Annotated in this window: 18 protein-coding genes; 7 read left to right on the top strand and 11 right to left on the bottom strand. The window is 68.5% G+C overall.

Annotation, left to right across the window (positions count from 1 at the left end):
• The first annotated feature begins 23 nt into the window (after positions 1-23).
• Positions 24-1,652, top strand: coding sequence for a methyl-accepting chemotaxis protein (locus tag AB4851_RS00930; RefSeq protein WP_414448042.1), 1,629 nt, complete (start codon positions 24-26; stop codon positions 1,650-1,652).
• On the top strand, positions 1,619-2,341 hold the full coding sequence (locus AB4851_RS00925) for a hypothetical protein (protein WP_414448041.1): 723 nt from the start codon (positions 1,619-1,621) through the stop codon (positions 2,339-2,341). Before AB4851_RS00930 ends, AB4851_RS00925 begins: the two co-directional genes overlap by 34 nt.
• Before the next feature lie 100 nt (positions 2,342-2,441).
• On the opposite strand, the gene AB4851_RS00920 is transcribed toward AB4851_RS00925, so the two are convergent.
• The 9 genes from AB4851_RS00920 to AB4851_RS00880 all read right to left on the bottom strand — a co-directional run bounded on the left by AB4851_RS00920 (position 2,442) and on the right by AB4851_RS00880 (position 8,442).
• Positions 2,442-2,810: a copper resistance protein CopC gene (locus AB4851_RS00920; protein ID WP_414448040.1), complete on the bottom strand. Its 369-nt coding sequence runs from the start codon at positions 2,808-2,810 to the stop codon at positions 2,442-2,444.
• Between the two features lie 28 nt (positions 2,811-2,838).
• A complete protein-coding gene (locus AB4851_RS00915) occupies positions 2,839-3,282 on the bottom strand; it encodes a copper chaperone PCu(A)C (protein ID WP_414448039.1) in 444 nt (147 codons plus the stop codon).
• 62 nt (positions 3,283-3,344) lie between these two features.
• A complete protein-coding gene (locus tag AB4851_RS00910) occupies positions 3,345-3,992 on the bottom strand; it encodes an SCO family protein (protein ID WP_414448038.1) in 648 nt (215 codons plus the stop codon).
• Positions 3,993-4,110: 118 nt separating this feature from the next.
• Positions 4,111-4,476, bottom strand: a complete 366-nt coding sequence (locus AB4851_RS00905; protein WP_414448037.1) for a DUF2946 family protein — start codon at positions 4,474-4,476, stop codon at positions 4,111-4,113.
• Positions 4,477-4,816: 340 nt separating this feature from the next.
• Positions 4,817-5,044: a hypothetical protein gene (locus tag AB4851_RS00900; protein ID WP_414441426.1), complete on the bottom strand. Its 228-nt coding sequence runs from the start codon at positions 5,042-5,044 to the stop codon at positions 4,817-4,819.
• A 420-nt stretch (positions 5,045-5,464) separates the two neighbouring features.
• Positions 5,465-6,187, bottom strand: a complete 723-nt coding sequence (locus AB4851_RS00895) for an amino acid ABC transporter ATP-binding protein (protein ID WP_414441427.1) — start codon at positions 6,185-6,187, stop codon at positions 5,465-5,467.
• A complete protein-coding gene (locus AB4851_RS00890; protein ID WP_414441428.1) occupies positions 6,174-6,824 on the bottom strand; it encodes an amino acid ABC transporter permease in 651 nt (216 codons plus the stop codon). The genes AB4851_RS00895 and AB4851_RS00890 overlap by 14 nt, the downstream gene beginning before the upstream one ends.
• Complete coding sequence (locus AB4851_RS00885) at positions 6,821-7,510, bottom strand: amino acid ABC transporter permease (protein ID WP_414448036.1); 690 nt, start codon at positions 7,508-7,510, stop codon at positions 6,821-6,823. Before AB4851_RS00885 ends, AB4851_RS00890 begins: the two co-directional genes overlap by 4 nt.
• Positions 7,511-7,632: 122 nt before the next feature.
• Positions 7,633-8,442 (bottom strand): transporter substrate-binding domain-containing protein, encoded by an 810-nt coding sequence (locus AB4851_RS00880; protein WP_414448035.1) that lies wholly within the window; start codon positions 8,440-8,442, stop codon positions 7,633-7,635.
• A gap of 454 nt (positions 8,443-8,896) precedes the next feature.
• Between AB4851_RS00880 and AB4851_RS00875 the strand changes: the two genes are divergently transcribed.
• Positions 8,897-9,418 carry a sigma-70 family RNA polymerase sigma factor gene (locus AB4851_RS00875; RefSeq protein WP_414441431.1) on the top strand — a complete coding sequence of 174 codons (522 nt, stop codon included), beginning with the start codon at positions 8,897-8,899 and terminating at the stop codon, positions 9,416-9,418.
• Between the two features lie 394 nt (positions 9,419-9,812).
• Here AB4851_RS00875 and AB4851_RS00870 read toward each other — a convergent pair whose 3' ends face one another.
• Together AB4851_RS00870 and AB4851_RS00865 are read right to left on the bottom strand one after the other, a co-directional pair.
• Positions 9,813-10,232, bottom strand: coding sequence for a CopD family protein (locus AB4851_RS00870; RefSeq protein ID WP_414448034.1), 420 nt, complete (start codon positions 10,230-10,232; stop codon positions 9,813-9,815).
• Positions 10,229-10,594, bottom strand: coding sequence for a DUF3817 domain-containing protein (locus AB4851_RS00865; protein WP_414448033.1), 366 nt, complete (start codon positions 10,592-10,594; stop codon positions 10,229-10,231). The genes AB4851_RS00870 and AB4851_RS00865 overlap by 4 nt, the downstream gene beginning before the upstream one ends.
• Before the next feature lie 113 nt (positions 10,595-10,707).
• Between AB4851_RS00865 and AB4851_RS00860 the strand changes: the two genes are divergently transcribed.
• The 4 genes from AB4851_RS00860 to AB4851_RS00845 all read left to right on the top strand — a co-directional run bounded on the left by AB4851_RS00860 (position 10,708) and on the right by AB4851_RS00845 (position 15,882).
• A complete protein-coding gene (locus AB4851_RS00860; protein WP_414448032.1) occupies positions 10,708-11,649 on the top strand; it encodes a GlxA family transcriptional regulator in 942 nt (313 codons plus the stop codon).
• 221 nt (positions 11,650-11,870) lie between these two features.
• Positions 11,871-12,599: a gluconate 2-dehydrogenase subunit 3 family protein gene (locus tag AB4851_RS00855; RefSeq protein ID WP_414448031.1), complete on the top strand. Its 729-nt coding sequence runs from the start codon at positions 11,871-11,873 to the stop codon at positions 12,597-12,599.
• A complete protein-coding gene (locus AB4851_RS00850) occupies positions 12,596-14,374 on the top strand; it encodes a GMC family oxidoreductase (RefSeq protein WP_414449209.1) in 1,779 nt (592 codons plus the stop codon). Before AB4851_RS00855 ends, AB4851_RS00850 begins: the two co-directional genes overlap by 4 nt.
• A 53-nt stretch (positions 14,375-14,427) precedes the next feature.
• On the top strand, positions 14,428-15,882 hold the full coding sequence (locus tag AB4851_RS00845) for a c-type cytochrome (protein WP_414449208.1): 1,455 nt from the start codon (positions 14,428-14,430) through the stop codon (positions 15,880-15,882).
• Positions 15,883-15,962: the final 80 nt, after the last annotated feature.

Below are 15,962 nucleotides of genomic sequence, written 5' to 3'. Positions count from 1 at the left end.
TTCCTTCCCCCTTCACCCCGACGATGAAACACCTCACCCTCAATGCCCGGATCGCCGCGATCGTGCTGTTTCTCGCGCTGCTGCTGATCGTCACGGGCGGCATCGGCATCGCCGGCATGAACGCCAGCAATCGTTCGCAGCACGAAGCGTATGACGTCTATTACGCCTCGGCCGTGGCGCTCGGCAAATCGAACACGGCCATGTCGCGCGCGCGCTTCGGGCTGGATTGGGCGATCGCGAACCCGCAATCGCCACAGCTCGTGCCGCAACTGGATCGCGCCGCCGCGCTGCTGATTGATTCGGATAACTGGTGGAAACGCTTTCGCACGCTGCCCAAATCGCCCGAGCTGGGCGCATTGACCGACGATCTCGACGCCAAGCGCGCCGCCGTGCGTCGCGATGCGATCGATCAGTTGATCGCGGCGATCCGCAGCGGCAACACCGGCTGGATGGACGCACAACGCGCGCAGCAACTGATCGGCCTCTACACTGCCATGAACGCGAGCCAGGGCGCGCTCGAGGATTATCTCGACCGGCAGTCGAGCGCGGCCGGGCGGCATTCGGATGCGCGCTTTCACGTGCTGATGGCGATCTGCATCGCCAGCCTGGTGCTGGCGCTGGTGGTGTCGTGGTTCGGTTGGCGCGCGTTGCGGCGCGCGATCATGACGCCGCTGGCCTCGGCGATGCGGCAGTTCGAGGCGATTGCGGCGGGCGACCTGACCACCCGCGTCGAGATCCGCTCGAACGACGAAATGGCCACGCTGCTGCGTTCGCTGGCCGGCATGCAGGCCAGCCTTGCCGCCACGGTGGCGGCCGTGCGTTCGGGGTCGCAGGCGATTGCCGGCGCGACCCAGCAGATCGCGGCCGGCAATCAGGATTTGTCGCAGCGCACCGAGGAGCAGGCGGCGTCGCTCAGCGAGACGGCCTCCGCGATGGAGCAACTGACGGCGACCGTCAACCAGAACGCCGACAACGCGGGCCAGGCCAGCGAGCTGGCGCGCAGCGCGGCCGAGCTGGCCGGGCGCGGGCGCGAGGCGGTCGGCACCATGATCGAGACGATGCGCGCGATCCACACCGGCTCGGCGCGCATGACCGGCATCATCGGCACGATCGAGGGCATCGCGTTCCAGACCAACATCCTGGCGCTTAACGCGGCGGTGGAAGCCGCGCGGGCCGGCGAGGAAGGGCGCGGCTTCGCGGTGGTGGCCGGCGAGGTGCGCAGCCTCGCGCAGCGCTCGGCCACGGCGGCGCGCGAGATCGGCGCGCTGATCGCCGAGGCGACCTCGCGCGTCGAGGCCGGCGCCGGCTTGATCCAGGACACCGGCGCGACGATGGCGCAGATCGACACCGCCATCGACCGCGTCACCCGCATCGTCACCGAGATCGCGCAGGCCTCGGGCGAGCAGAGCGACGGCATCCAGCAGGTCGGGCTGGCGATCACGCAGATGGATCAGGTCACGCAGCAGAACGCGGCGCTTGTCGAGGAAAGCGCGGCGGCGGCCACGGCGCTGGCCGATCAGGCGCATACGCTGCGCGAGTTGACGGCGGCGTTCCGGATGGGGGGCAGGGGGCTTAGGTCGGCCGGGGTTCGTGGTCGAGATGTGTGTTACAAACGGCCATGCCCGAATTCGACCGCCACCCCGTTCGCCTGAACCTGCTTTCCATTACCCGCCTGCGCCTCGGCGCGTTGGTGTTGCCGCCGCTGGCCTTGTTCCCGTCGGCAAGCCGCGCCGATGTCGGCAGCCTGGGCGCCGTCGCCATGGCGGCGTTCACGGTGTTCGTCGCGATCTGGGGCGGGCTGACCTTGTTCGTGGGCCTGTGGTTGTGCCGCCGGCTGTCGGTGGTCAAACGGCTCGCATGGTCCGCGCTGTTTTTCTGCCTGCCGGCGATCTACCTGGCGGTGTCGCTGCTCTCCAGCTACGCGCTCGGCGAGGGCACGCGCCTCAGAACCGAAGTGACGAAACAACCGCTGGAAGTATCGGGCGTGACGTTCCCGCCCGGCAGCACCGCCGATTACGAGCAAACCGGCGGCCTGTTCGGCCTGGGCGCGCAGCGCACCTTGCAGGCGATTCGCAGCCCGCATCCGGTGCCGGTGGGCAACGTGTTCGTCGACGCGTTCATCTTCATTCCGCAGAACTCGGGCGACACGGTGCGGGTGGACCTCAGCCCGGGCCAGACGATCGACGGCTGGCCGTGCGGCGGCGACAGCACGCTGCATCTGACGCCGGCCGGTCCGAAACTGGCCGCGTGTTTCCTGGCCGGCTCGCGCGAGTGGAAGGGGCGCCTGCTGCAGCCGGGGGCGTATGTCGATCTCGATGCCGGCATGGCGTCGGGGGATTAGCGCGCCACGGCGCGGCGCGAAATGAACAAGGCCCGCGCGGCAGGCATGCCGCGCGGGCCTTGTCGCATGGGCGATCCGGTTGTGTGCCGGATCGCGCGGCTTACTGCGCCGTGAACGTATACGTGCCTTGCGTGCGATGGCCGTCGGTGGCCACGGCCACCCAGTTCACCGTATAGACGCCCGGCTTCAGCGCGGCGAGATCGACGCTCATGTGCTTCTTGTCGCTGCCGCTCACGCTCGACGCATCGCGCGTGGCGGCCTGCCCGGCGGCATCGGTCACCTTCAGCGAGCTGAACGCCGGTTCGAGCCCTTCGTCGAAATCGATCGCGACGTTGGCCGTGGCGACAGGCACCGTGGCGCCGGCGTCGGGCACGCGCTGCTTCGGATGGGCGTGCGCGAACGCGAGCGGGGCGATGGCGGCGAACAGTACGGCGGCGGCACCGTGCAACAGGGGCTGGCGAATCTTCATGTCTGAACTCCTGGGATGGACGGGCGGCTTACTTCGACATGCCCTTCGGGCCTTCGACCTTGCACTGCGCGGTGAGCTTTTCGCCGTCGCCGAACGTCAGCGTCAGCGGGATCGTCGAGCCGACCTTCAGCGGCTGCTTCGGCTCCTCGAGCATGACGTGGTAGCCGCCCGGCGCGAACGCCAGCGTGCCCTTGGCCGGCACGGTGGCCTTGTCCACCATGACCATCTTCGACATGCTGCCGTTGCTTTGGGTCTGATGCATCATCGCCATGCCGAACGCGTCGGCGCCGACGTCGGTCAGGTCGACGGGCTTCGCGCCGGCGTTGGCCAGCTCGAAGAAGCCGCCGGACGGGATGCCGGCCGGCATCGCGCGCACCCAGCAGTGCGAGACGGTGACGTCGGCCGGGGCCGCGAAGGCGGCGGCGCAGGCGAACAGGGGGGCGGCGGCGAGCAGGCGGAGTGCGGTTTTCATGCGGGATTCCTTGATGAATTCGGTCGATGGGGTGGACGGGCGGCCGGAACGGCGCGTGCGCATCAGTTGCGGCCGCTCTTGATCAGCAGCGGCAGGTCGTGGACCCACGGCGGCACGCCCTGGCCGTCGCGCGCGAACAGGCGCAGCTTGCCGTTCGGATCGAAGATCACGCTCGCGGCCGTGTGGTTCATCGAATAGTTGTCGGGCTTGCTGCCGGCCACCTGTTCGTAGCTGATGCGGAAATCGTTGGTGACCTGCTTCAGTTGCGCGTCGTCGGCCGGGCGCAGCGCGCGGAACGACGGATCGAAGGCGCTCACGTATTGCGACAGCACGGTGGGCGTGTCGCGTTTCGGATCGACGCTGACGAACAGCACCTGCACCTGTTTCGCGACATCGGGGCCGAGCTGCTGCAAGGCCTGCGCGAGTTCGGCCAGCGTAGTCGGGCACACGTCGGGGCAATGCGTATAGCCGAACAGCAGCACCACGACCTTGCCGCGATAGTCGGCCAGCGTGCGGATCTTGCCGTCGGTGTCGGGCAGCGCGAAATCCTTGCCGAACTGGGTGTTGCCGGTGATGTCGAGGTTGTTGAACGACGGTTCGTTCTGCTTGCAACCGGCCAGCAGCGTGGCGCCGACGAGGGCGCCGGCGATCGCGAGGGTCGCCGTGCGCCGTCCGGCGCTGAAAGGGGAAACGGTCAAACGCTTGAACATGGAAATCTCGCCATGAAAATCGGAAAGCCGAACGAGGGCGCAAGTGCGCGACTGCCTGCGCGGGCGTGCAGCCCGGCAACCCGGCAGACGGGCGGCGCGATCGAACGGAACGACGGAATCAGGCGAAGGCGGGTGGGGCGCGGGCCGGAGCGGCGAGCGAGAGGAAGCGGCGCGGCGGCAGCGCCTGCGCGAGGCGCGGCGCGCGCTCGACGCGGCGCTGGAACAACGCGGCGGCCGTTGCGGCGCCGGGCGGCGCGTAGACATGCGAGGCCGCGAGCGTGCAGTAGCCGCAGGCGGACAGCGCGTCGTGCGGTTGCCCCGGCTGGCCCGGATGCTGCGCCGCGGCGCAGATCGGCGCGTCCGGCCGCTGCGCGGCAGCGGCCTCCTCCAGCTGGCTGGCGAGCGGCATCAGGACCAGCAGCCAGACGGCAAGCAGGCCGAGCCAGGCGGTCAGACGGCGGCGGAAGGGAGAGGACGACGGCATCGCGCGATGGTAAACCAGTGCGCACGGTTTTGCGTCGTTTGTGAGGCAGCCGCGACGGCGCCGTGGGCGTTCGTCGCGAGAAGTGGGGCGATTTGTCGCGCCAGAAAATGCGGGGTCGGGACGGGGGCGGTACGTGGCGGCGGCGCTCAGGCCCGCATGGGCGCGCCTGCGGGCATGGCGATGCAGTGGCCGTCGAACGGCCGGTGCATCAACGGCGCGACGATCGTTTCAACTGAAGTTTCAACCGCACGCGCGCCAACGCAGCGAAACCGCCAGCGCAGCGAACCCGGCGCATGTCGGCCGAATTCGCCGAAACGACCCGCTGCGCCATCCAACCCTCTCACACGTAGTCGCGTCCATCCGGTGCGCTCGACGCAAGCCGCCCGGCGGCGGCCAGCACCGAGCGGCCTGTGGCCGTCAGGGCCGGGCGCGCGACGCCGTCCGCGTGGGGCTCGACCGAAACCAGGCGATGGGCGAGCAGGGCATCGATCTCGACGCGGCCCGGATCGATGCCGTCCGGTGCGCCGTGAATCAGCATCAGGGTGGCGAGTTCATGGGGGCTCAACATGGTGGACTCCGAAGGCAGGGCAACCGCGCGGCGGCGCGGGACATCGGACATGCCGTAGTGACGTGAAGCCATGATGACGGGCGGCGTGAAACATGGAGCAGCGAGCCGGCATCGATACGGCGGCGAGCCGAACGCGGCGGGGTGCGTCGGCGTGGCCTTGCCTGCGCTGTCGGTGCGACAGCGGGGCGGCACGCGCGCTGCGTTCGTTACGTTGACATGGACTCGCTCGGGAACGCGGCCGTTCCCGCGAAGCGTGTTACCGGCGATCACGAGCGCGAGGGGCCGTAACGATCGGTGCTGACGCGCCGCACAAGCCGTGTGCCGATGTCGGACGCCGCGGCATGTGCGGCGGGGAGCCCGCGGCGATGCTGCGCCGCAAGGCGCAGCCGCATGCCGCTTACAACAGGCGCAGGGCGCGCCTTACTGCTGGATGAACCGTTGCAGTTCGATCGTCTGCGGCGCCTCGAAGATCTGCTCCGGCGGCCCGCTTTCCCACACGCGGCCCTGGTGCATGAACACCACCTGATCGCTGACCGCGCGCGCGAAGCGCATCTCGTGCGTGACCATGATCAGCGTCATGTCTTCCTTGGCGAGTTGCTCGACCACGCCGAGCACTTCCGCCACGAGTTCCGGATCGAGCGCCGAGGTGATCTCGTCGCACAGCAACACGGCCGGCTTCATCGCCAGCGCCCGCGCGATCGCCACGCGCTGCTGCTGGCCGCCCGACAGTTGCTCGGGAAACGCATCGAACTTTTCGCCCAATCCCACGCGTTCAAGCATCAGCTCGGCGATGGCCCGCGCCTGATGCTTGTTGGTCTGCTTGACCACCGTCTGCGCCAGCATCACGTTCTGCCCGGCGCTCAGGTGCGGGAACAGGTTGTATTGCTGGAACACCATGCCCACCTTCAGGCGCAGCGCGCGCAGGTCGCCGCGTCGTGCATCCACGGTGGTGCCGTCGATCGTGATCGAGCCGGCGTCGATGCTCTCCAGCCCGTTCAGCGTGCGCAGGAACGTGCTTTTGCCCGAGCCGCTGCGGCCGATGATGGTCACCACCTGGCCGGGCTCGACGCTGAAGTCGATGCCTTTCAGCACGTGGTTCTGGCCGAAGTTCTTTTCGAGGGCGCGGGTTTCAACGAGCGGCATGCCATTTCCTTTGCAGCGAGCGCGCCCAGCGGGTCAGCGGATAGCAGAGCGCGAAGTAGATGAGGGCGACCAGGCCATAGACGAGAAACGGCTGGAACGTCGCGTTCGAGATCACCTGGCCGGCCTTGGTCAATTCGGTGAAGCCGATGATGGACACCAGCGCGGTGTCCTTGATCGCCTGCACGCCGAAGCCGACGGTCGGCCCGATGGCGATGCGCGCCGCCTGCGGCAGGATCACGTGGCGCAACTGTTCGAGATAGCTCATCGCCAGGCTCGACGACGCTTCCCATTGCCCGCGCGGCACCGCTTCCACGCAACCGCGCCAGATCTCGGCCAGGTACGCGCTGGTGAAGAACGTCAGGCCGAGCGTGGCGGCCACCCACGGCGGCACGTCGAGGCCGAGCAGCGGCAGGCCGAAGAACACCACGAACAACTGCATCAGCAGCGGCGTGCCCTGGAACACCTCGATATAGACCTTGACGATGCCGCGCAGCAGCGCGTTGTTCGACACGCGCATCGCGAGCAGCACCAGCGCCACCGCGCCGCCCAGCGCGAACGACACCAGCGACAGCACCACCGTCCAGCGCGCGGCCAGCAGCAGGTTGGCGAGGATCTGGCCAAACGTGAATTCGATCATCGCGCGCCTCCCGTGGCGCGGCGCGCGAACAGGCGGCGGCCGGCGGTGTTCAGCGCGAAGCGCAGCACCAGCGCCATCGCCAGATAGCCGAGCGTGATCACGAAGTAGGTTTCGAACGCCCGGAAGTTGCGCGACTGGATATAGCTGGCCGCGTAGGTCAGGTCGGTCACCGAGATCTGCGAGACCACCGCCGAGCCGAGCATGGTGATGACGATCTGGCTCGTCAGCGCCGGGAACACCTTGGCGAACGCCTGCGGCAGCACCACGTGGCGGAACGCCTGGGCGCGCGACATCGCCAGCGCGGCGGCCGCCTCGTGATGGCCGCGCGGCACGGCGGCCATGCCGGCGCGCACGATTTCCACCGAATAGGCGCCGAGGTTCAGCGTCATCGCCAGCACGGCGGCCGTGACCTCGCCGATATGGATGCCGAGCGCGGGCAGGCCGAAGAACACGAAGAACAGTTGCACCAGGAACGGCGTGTTGCGGATTGCCTCGACGTAGGCGCCGGTCGCGCCGCGCAGCCAGGCGAGGCCCGGCGCGCGGGTGTCGTGCGCGGCCGCGCCGAGCACGCCGAGGCTCAGGCCGAGCACGGTCGACACGGCGGTCAGCGCGAGCGTGGTGGCGGCGCCGCTCACGAACATGCCCGCGTACTCGGCAAGCTCGCCGAACTGAAGCTGGTAGGTCATCTCGAATGCGGATCGGTGGAAGGAGTCGGTCGGCGGCGCACCCGCCGCCGCGGCTGAAAGCGGCGCGGCGGCGGGGGCACGAGGCCGGAAGCGGGCAGGCGCGCGGTGCGCGCCGTTACACGTTACAGGCCGGCCGGCAGCGGCTGGCCCAGCCACTTCTTCGAGATCGCGTCGAGCGCGCCGTCCTTCTTGGCCTGGGCGAGCGCGGCATCGACCTTGGCGAGCAGGCGCGGTTCGTTCTTGTTCAGGCCCACGAAGCACGGCGAGTTCTTGATCACGAACTTGGTTTCGGGGCGGCGCGGCGGGTTCTTGGCGAGGATCGCCGCGGCCACGATGTTGCCCGCCGCGATCAGTTGCACCTGGCCGGACAGGAACGCCTGGATGGTGGCGTTGTTGTCCTCGAAGCGCTTGATGGTGGCGTTCGGCGCCATCTGCGTCAGGGCGATTTCCTCCAGCGCGCCGCGCGTCGCGCCGACGGTCTTGCCGGTCAGGTCGGCGGGGCCGGCGACCTTGATGTCGGCCGGGCCGAACACGCCCTGGAAGTACGGGCCGTAGGCGGTGGAGAAATCGATCACCTTCTCGCGGTCGGGCGTCTTGCCGAGCGACGAGATCACCAGATCGACCTTGTTGGTCGTCAGGTACGGAATGCGGTTCGCGCTGTTGACCGGCACCAGCTTGAGCTTCACGCCGAGCGACTTGGCCAGCAGGGCGGCCGTGTCGATGTCATAGCCTTGCGGCTGCATGTCGGTGCCGACCGAACCGAACGGCGGATAGTCTTCCGGCACCGCCACGCGCAACTCGCCGCTCTTGGCGATCGTGTCGAGCGCATCGGCCTGCGCGGCGGGCGCGCCGAGCAGCAGCAGGGCGGGAGCGGCGAGCAGCGCGGCGAGCCAGGCGCGGCGGGAGGCGGTGCGGTTCGATCGAAAGTCCATCGCGAGTTCTCTGTAGGTGTTGTCGTCAGTCGGTCGGGCCGTCGGCCGGCCCCCGCTTTCATTTAGCAAGAGCCGGGCCATGCGACGGCAGGCTGGTCTAACCAGCTTCGACGGCGATGGGGGAGGGCGATGCACCGTTTTCGAGCGGAGCGCGTGCGTCATTCGGGTGCGAGGCGGCCGGAAAGCGCCGAAAGCGGGCGTGGCATGGGCCTTCGGTGGCAAATGACGGCCCGAAACGCAGCGTGACGCGTCGAGCGGATGCGTTCGAACGGGGAGGTTTCATTTGTTCATACTGGTATGACCAGTCGAGCAAACGCATGAGCCGGGTTGATCACGGCCATGTCGCCCTGCATCGATCGATTGCGCAACGCCGATGATTCTATAAAATGCGAATCATTCTTATCTTCACTTCGAAATCGAATCGAAGTGTTTGTCGCAAAAAGGGGTTGTTTCGATGTCCGCTGTTCGATCCGACGTGCAACGTGAAGTGAGCGCGTTGTATCACGACCATCATGCGTGGCTGCAGGGCTGGCTGCGCCGCAAGCTCGGCAACGCGTCGGACGCCGCCGACCTGGCCCAGGACACGTTCGCGCGGGTGCTGACCGCCTGGGCCGGCGCCGATTTCGACCCCCGCGAACTGCGCGAGCCGCGCGCCTACCTCACGACGGTGGCCGGCCGGCTGGCGCTCAATCACTACCGCCGCCGCTCGCTCGAACGCGCCTGGTTCGACGCGCTGGCGCTGATGCCCGAGGCGATGACGCCGTCGGTCGAGGCGCGCTGCCTGATCCTCGAAACGCTGCACGAAATCGACGCGATGCTCGACCGGCTGCCGGCCAAGGTGCGCGGCGCGTTCCTGTTGTCGCAGCTCGAAGGGCTGACGTACGCGGAGATCGCGGAGCGGCAGGGCATCAGCGAGCGGACGGTCAAGCGGTATATGTCGGCGGCTTACGACGCGTGTTTCTTGCTGGCGTCGTGAGTGTCTGGCGGCGCAACGGTCCCTTCAAGACGGCTTGGCGACCGCCGGTGTCGCAATGCCTGGTGGCGTCGTGAGCGTCTGACGGCGCGACGGTCTCTTCAAAACGGCTTGGCGACTGCCAGCATCGCAATGCCTGCTGGCGTCTTGAGCGTCTGACGGCGCGACGGTCTTTTCAAAACGGCTTGACGACCGCCGGCATCGCAATGCCTGCTGGCGTCGTGAGCGTCTGACGGCGCGACGGTCTCTTCAAAACGGCTTGGCGACTGCCAGCATCGCAATGCCTGCTGGCGTCTTGAGCGTCCGACGGCGCGGCGGTTCCCTCAGAACGGCTTGGCGACCGCCGGTATTGCAATGCCTGCTGGCGTCGTGAGCGTCTGACGGCGCGGCGGTCTTTTCAAAACGGCTTGACGACTGCCAGCATCGCAATGCCTGCCACCAGCACCACCACGGCCGGCGCGGCTCGCCACGGCCGGGCCGCCGCACCGCGTCGCAGCGCGCTCAAGCGCCCCGACTGCACACCGTGCAAGCCCGACAGCAGCACCACCAACACGAGCTTGACGATCAGCCAGCGCCCGCTGTCGAACCAGTGCCCCATCGTCGCCAGCCCCAGGCCGAGGCCCCACACCAGCAACATGGCGGGCGTGGTGACGTAGCGGTCCCAGCGTTCGAGCACGGCGGCGAGCGCCTGCGCGCCCGCCGCGTGCGGCGCGGCCGACAGGCACAGCGCGCCCGCGCTCACCCCTCCCACGAACATCAGCGCCGCCGCGACGTGCAGCGCCTTGAGCCACGGATACAGCATCGCAAGCGTCATCATCGGGCCGCCTCGGCTCGCTGCGCATCAATGCGGCGCGACAGGCGCGCCGCATTGACGAAGCCGCCGAACGGCACGAGCGCCAGCCCCAGCAGCGCGGCCGTGTCGGTGCCGCGCCAGTTCGCTTCGGACGCCGTGCGCAGCGCGAGCCAGCCGTGCACGAGGAACGTGAGGCCGTGCACCGGCCCCATCAGATGCACGGCCCAGTTCGCGCCGGCCAGGTGCTTGAGCGGCACGGCCACGCAGAGCAGCAGGAGCAGCGTGATCCCTTCGGCAATGCAGGAGATGCGCAGGCGGCGCAGCGCGTCGAGGGGGAAGGAGGGGGCATGTCGGTCTCGCGGTCGGACGTTGGGGTGGGAGTGCATTTATAACGCCCGCGCGGACACCGGAGAGAGTGGCAGGATTGACGAAATCAGATCGTTTACTGCCATCGGCTGATAAAGTTCGTTTTCCCTTTCCTCGATTGCCCCCGCCCGTCATGCGAACCGTCGTCATCCTGGCGCTGCAAGGCGTCGTCCCGTCCGATCTCGGCATCCCCTGCGATGTATTCGGCCGCGTGCTCGACGCCGGCGGCGCGCCCGCCTATCGCGTGCGGGTGGCGGGCGAGGCGGCGCGTGTCAGCGCGGGCGCGTTCGAGATTCGCGCGCCGTTCGGGCTGGCCGCATTGGCCGACGCGGACATGGTGGTGGTGCCCGGCATCGAGAACGCGCGGCGCCCGCAGTCGGCCGCCGTCACGCGCGCCTTGCGGGCCGCGAGCGAGCGCGGCGCGCTGGTGACCTCGATCTGCACGGGCGCGTTCGTGCTGGCCGCCGCGGGCCTGCTGGACGGGCGACGCGCCACCACGCACTGGGCCGCCGCCGAGGAACTGGCGCGCCGCTATCCCGCCGTGTCGGTGGACCCCGGCGTGCTGTTCGTCGACGACGGCCCGATCGTGACTTCGGCCGGCGCATCGGCCGGCCTCGACATGTGCCTGCACCTGGTGCGCCGGCATCACGGCCAGGCCATCGCCGCGCACGCCGCGCGGCTGGCGGTGGCGCCGCTGCATCGCGACGGCGGCCAGGCGCAGTTCATTCACCAGCAGGCGCCGGCGCCGCGCGACAGCCTGGCGGGCGTGGTCGACTGGATGGTGGCCCACCTCGACCAGCCGCTCGACGTCGCCACGCTGGCCGCCCAGGCCTGCATGACGCCGCGCACGTTCGCGCGCCGGTTCCGCGACCAGACCGGCACCACGCCGATCCAGTGGCTGCTGCGGCAGCGCATCCGCCGCGCGCAGGAATGGCTCGAAACGGGGCCGGCGTCGATCGAGCAGATCGCTGCCGCGACCGGTTTCGATTCTCCCGTGACGTTCCGCGCGCGCTTCCAACGCTTCGTCGGCGTGTCGCCGAGCGCCTATCGCAAGCGCTTCTCCCGTCCCGTCTGACGCCGCCCGGCACCCCGTCGCGCGATTGATGCCAATCATGCAATAAGCCGTTGCGACTGGATATCGCACAATGGAACCGGTTCCATTTATACTGCGAGCGCCAAATTGCGTCGAAACGAAAAATCCGGCTGCGGTATCGCGTATTTTTCGAGATGGCGGGGCCGTGGCGTTCGACGCCTGTCGTCCCGCACCCGTCGCTCCCATCACGAACGGACCCCATCATGACCACCCCTCCCGACAAGCCGGGCTCGCGACGCCGTTTCCTGCAGACAACGATTGCGCTCGTCCCGGCCGCTTCGCTGGCCGGCTGCGATCTCGGCCAGCCAAGCGCTGCGGCTTCTGCTCAGACGTCGTCCCAGGCCGCCGCCGGCGGCCCCTACAAGCCGCGCTTCTTCGATACCGCCGAATGGGCGTTCGTGAACGCCGCCTGCGACCGCCTGATTCCCGCCGATGCCGAAGGCCCCGGCGCGCTCGAAGCCGGTGCGCCCGAATTCATCGATCGTCAGATGGATACGCCGTATGCGCACGGCGCGACCTGGTACATGCAGGGGCCGTTCCAGGAAGGCGCGCCCGAACTGGGCTACCAGCTCAAGCTGGTGCCGCGCGACATCTACCGGCTCGGCATCGCGGCGGTGAACCGCTATTGCGGCACCGCCTACGGCAAGCCGTTCGCGGAACTCGATGCGGCCACGCGCGACGGCGTGCTCGGCGCGCTCGAAGCCGGCAAGGTGGAGCTGGGCGACGTGCCGGCCAAGACGTTCTTCGGGCAACTGCTGCAGAACACGCGCGAAGGCTATTTCTGCGACCCGGTGCACGGCGGCAACCGCGAGATGGCCGCGTGGAAGATGATCGGCTTCCCCGGCGCGCGCGCGGATTTCATGGATTTCGTCAATCAGGACGGCAAGGCCTATCCGTACGCGCCGCTGTCGATCAATGGGGAGCGTGGCTGATGGCCGAGAAGAAACCGCATGTCGATGCCGTGGTGGTGGGCTTCGGCTGGACCGGCGCGATCCTCGCGAAGGAATTGACCGAGGCGGGGCTGTCGGTGGTGGCGCTGGAGCGCGGCGAATACCGCGACACGTACCCCGACGGCGCTTACCCGAACACGCTCGACGAGCTGACCTACAGCGTGCGCAAGAAGCTGTTCCTCGACCTGTCGAAGACGACGGTGTCGATCCGCCACGCGCCCGGCGACACCGCGCTGCCGTATCGCCAGCTCGCGGCGTTCCTGCCCGGCGAGGGCGTGGGCGGCGCGGGGCTGCACTGGTCGGGCGTGCATTTCCGGATCACGCCCGAGGAGTTGCGCCTGCGCAGCCATTACGAGGAACGCTACGGCAAGCGGTTCATCCCCGAAGGCATGACGATCCAGGATTACGGCGTCAGCTACGAGGAACTCGAACCGTATTTCGATTTCGCCGAGAAGGTGTTCGGCACTTCGGGGCAGGCCTATCGCGTGGACGGCAAGGTGGTGGGCGACGGCAACGTGTTCGAGGCCAGCCGCAGCAATCCCTTTCCGTTGCCCGCGCAACTGAATACCTATTCGGCGCAGCGCTTTTCCGACGCGGCCAAATCGATCGGACTGCATCCGTACCGGCTGCCGTCGGCCAACACGTCGGGGCCGTACACGAACCCGTACGGCGTGCAGATGGGGCCGTGCAATTTCTGCGGCTATTGCAGCGGCTACGCCTGCTACATGTATTCGAAGGCGTCGCCGAACCTGAACATCCTGCCCGCGCTCAAGCAGGAGCCGAAGTTCGAGCTGCGTTCGAAGTGCCATGTGTTGCGTGTCGAACTCGACGGCGACAAGAAGCGCGCCACCGGCGTGACCTATGTCGACCCGGCCGGCCGCGAGGTGTTCCAGCCGGCCGATCTCGTGATCGTGGCCGCGTTCCAGTATCACAACGTGCATCTGCTGCTGCTGTCGGGCATCGGCAAGCCCTACGACCCGGTGTCGGGCGAGGGCGTGGTGGGGCGCAACTTCGCGTACCAGAACCTTTCGACCATCAAGGCGTTCTTCGACAAGGACACCTGGACGAACCCGTTCGTGGGCGCGGGCGGCAACGGCGTGGCCGTCGACGATTTCAACGCCGACAACTTCGACCACGGGCCGCTCGGTTTCGTCGGCGGGTCGCCGCTGTGGGTCAACCAGGCCGGCACCAAGCCGATCAGCGGCATCGCCACGCCGGCCGGCACGCCGGCTTGGGGCTCGGCGTGGAAGAAGGCCGTCAAGGACAGCTACGCGCATACCGTGTCGATGGACGCGCACGGCTCGAACATGTCGTACCGCGACGTGTTCCTCGATCTCGATCCGACCTACCGCGATTCGTACGGCCAGCCGCTGCTGCGCATGACGTTCGACTGGAAGGACAACGACATCAAGATGGCGCAGTACGTGACCGGCCAGATGAAGAAGATCGCCGAGGCGATGGGGCCGAAGGCGATCGGCGTGTCGACGCGCGAGTTCGGCAAGCACTTCGATGCGCGGCAGTACCAGACCACCCACCTCGTCGGCGGCGCGGTGATGGGCACCGACCCGAAGACCAGCGTGCTGAACCGCTATTTGCAGAGCTGGGACGTGCACAACGTGTTCGTAATGGGCGCGTCGGCGTTTCCGCAGGGGATCGGCTACAACCCCACCGGGCTGGTGGCCGCGCTGGCCTACTGGTCCGCGCGCGCGATCCGCACGCAGTATCTGAAGAACCCCGGCCCGTTGGTGAGCGTATGAAGCAGAGCATCTTTTCGAAGGGCGCGCGTTTGGCGCGGGCGGCGGCAGTGGTGATGGCGATGGCCGGGGTGGTGGCGGTTGTGGCGTGGCCGGCGGCTCAGGCGTGGGCCGACGGGGCTGCGGCTTCGACGGCTGAGGTATCGGCTTCGATATCAGCACCGGCATCGGCTGCGGCATCGGCTTCGACATCAGCACCGGCATCGACATCGGCATCGGCATCGGCTTCCATTTCAGCCTCGGTCTCGGCTTCCTCCGCCACTGCCGCCGACCTGCTCAAGCGCGGTGAATATCTGGCGCGGGCCGGCGATTGCATAGCCTGCCACACCGCGTCGGGCGGCAAGCCGTTCGCGGGCGGCCTGAAGTTCGCCACGCCGATCGGCACGATCTATTCGACCAACATCACGCCGGACCCCGCCAGCGGCATCGGCGGCTGGAGCCTGGCCGATTTCGATCGCGCCGTGCGTTCGGGCGTGCGCAAGAACGGCGACACGCTGTACCCGGCGATGCCGTATCCGTCGTACGCGCGCTTGTCCGACGCGGACGTGCGCGCGATGTACGCGTACTTCATGCACGGCGTGACGCCGGTCGAGCAGGTCAACCGGGCCGTGGATATCGTCTGGCCGCTGTCGATGCGCTGGCCGCTCGGCATCTGGCGCAAGCTGTACGCGCCTGCGCCGCAACCGTTCGACGCCGCGCGCTACCCCGACGCCGTGCTCGCGCGTGGCGCCTACCTCGTGCAGGGCCTCGGCCATTGCGGCGCGTGCCACACGCCGCGCGCGCTGACCATGCAGGAGCGCGCGCTGACCGATGCCGACGGCCTCGATTTCCTGGCCGGCGGCGCGGCCATCGACGGCTGGGTGCCCACCAGCCTGCGCGGCGAGCCACGCACCGGCCTCGGCACGTGGTCCGAGCCGCAGATCGTGCAGTTCCTGAAGAGCGGCCGCAACGCCCACACCGCAGCGTTCGGCGGCATGACCGACGTGGTCGATCACAGCATGCAGTACCTCAGCGATGCCGATCTGAACGCGATGGCGCGTTATCTGAAGACCTTGCCGCCACGCGTGACCGGCGAGACGCCGTATGCGTACGACGACGCGGCAGCCAAGGCGCTGCGCGCCGGCGACGCGAGCAAGGCCGGCGCGGCTGTCTACGTCGACAACTGCATGGCCTGCCATCGCAGCGACGGCCGCGGCTACACGCGCGTGTTCCCGGCGCTCGGCGGCAACCCGGTGGTGCAGGGCGCCGATCCGGCCTCGCTGATTCACGTGGTGCTGGAAGGCGCGGCGCTGAACGGCACGCACACCGCGCCGTCGACGTTCACGATGCCGCCGTTCGGCTGGCGGCTGTCGGATCAGGAAGTGGCGGAGGTCGCGACGTTCGTGCGCACGAGTTGGGGCAACAGCGGGGCGCCGGTGACGGCCGCGCAGGTGGCGAAGCTGCGCAAGACGTATCCGGGCACGCGGCCCGACGCACCGGCGGGGGCGAGCTTCGGGCGAACGGGGCGGTAGGCGCCGTTGTGGCCCGTGGGCGGGGGATCGGCCTGTCGCTGCGGCGCGCGATCCTCCGGCGAAATGCCGCAGGCCCGAGG

The sequence above is a fragment of the Burkholderia sp. 22PA0099 genome (assembly GCF_047497165.1).
GTDB lineage: Bacteria > Pseudomonadota > Gammaproteobacteria > Burkholderiales > Burkholderiaceae > Burkholderia.
This window is presented reverse-complemented; position numbering and strand designations above follow the sequence as displayed.

Excerpts from the sequence above, each read along its gene's own strand:
- AB4851_RS00870 (WP_414448034.1), bottom strand. The coding sequence starts at position 10,232 with ATGATGACGCTTGCGATGCTGTATCCGTGGCTCAAGGCGCTGCACGTC.
- AB4851_RS00860 (WP_414448032.1), top strand. The coding sequence starts at position 10,708 with ATGCGAACCGTCGTCATCCTGGCGCTGCAAGGCGTCGTCCCGTCCGAT.
- AB4851_RS00875 (WP_414441431.1), top strand. The coding sequence starts at position 8,897 with ATGTCCGCTGTTCGATCCGACGTGCAACGTGAAGTGAGCGCGTTGTAT.
- AB4851_RS00885 (WP_414448036.1), bottom strand. The coding sequence starts at position 7,510 with ATGACCTACCAGCTTCAGTTCGGCGAGCTTGCCGAGTACGCGGGCATG.
- AB4851_RS00920 (WP_414448040.1), bottom strand. The coding sequence starts at position 2,810 with ATGAAGATTCGCCAGCCCCTGTTGCACGGTGCCGCCGCCGTACTGTTC.
- AB4851_RS00845 (WP_414449208.1), top strand. The coding sequence starts at position 14,428 with ATGGCGATGGCCGGGGTGGTGGCGGTTGTGGCGTGGCCGGCGGCTCAG.
- AB4851_RS00905 (WP_414448037.1), bottom strand. The coding sequence starts at position 4,476 with ATGCCGTCGTCCTCTCCCTTCCGCCGCCGTCTGACCGCCTGGCTCGGC.
- AB4851_RS00930 (WP_414448042.1), top strand. The coding sequence starts at position 24 with ATGAAACACCTCACCCTCAATGCCCGGATCGCCGCGATCGTGCTGTTT.
- AB4851_RS00915 (WP_414448039.1), bottom strand. The coding sequence starts at position 3,282 with ATGAAAACCGCACTCCGCCTGCTCGCCGCCGCCCCCCTGTTCGCCTGC.
- AB4851_RS00865 (WP_414448033.1), bottom strand. The coding sequence starts at position 10,594 with ATGCACTCCCACCCCAACGTCCGACCGCGAGACCGACATGCCCCCTCC.
- AB4851_RS00880 (WP_414448035.1), bottom strand. The coding sequence starts at position 8,442 with ATGGACTTTCGATCGAACCGCACCGCCTCCCGCCGCGCCTGGCTCGCC.
- AB4851_RS00900 (WP_414441426.1), bottom strand. The coding sequence starts at position 5,044 with ATGTTGAGCCCCCATGAACTCGCCACCCTGATGCTGATTCACGGCGCA.
- AB4851_RS00855 (WP_414448031.1), top strand. The coding sequence starts at position 11,871 with ATGACCACCCCTCCCGACAAGCCGGGCTCGCGACGCCGTTTCCTGCAG.
- AB4851_RS00890 (WP_414441428.1), bottom strand. The coding sequence starts at position 6,824 with ATGATCGAATTCACGTTTGGCCAGATCCTCGCCAACCTGCTGCTGGCC.
- AB4851_RS00895 (WP_414441427.1), bottom strand. The coding sequence starts at position 6,187 with ATGCCGCTCGTTGAAACCCGCGCCCTCGAAAAGAACTTCGGCCAGAAC.
- AB4851_RS00925 (WP_414448041.1), top strand. The coding sequence starts at position 1,619 with ATGCCCGAATTCGACCGCCACCCCGTTCGCCTGAACCTGCTTTCCATT.
- AB4851_RS00910 (WP_414448038.1), bottom strand. The coding sequence starts at position 3,992 with ATGTTCAAGCGTTTGACCGTTTCCCCTTTCAGCGCCGGACGGCGCACG.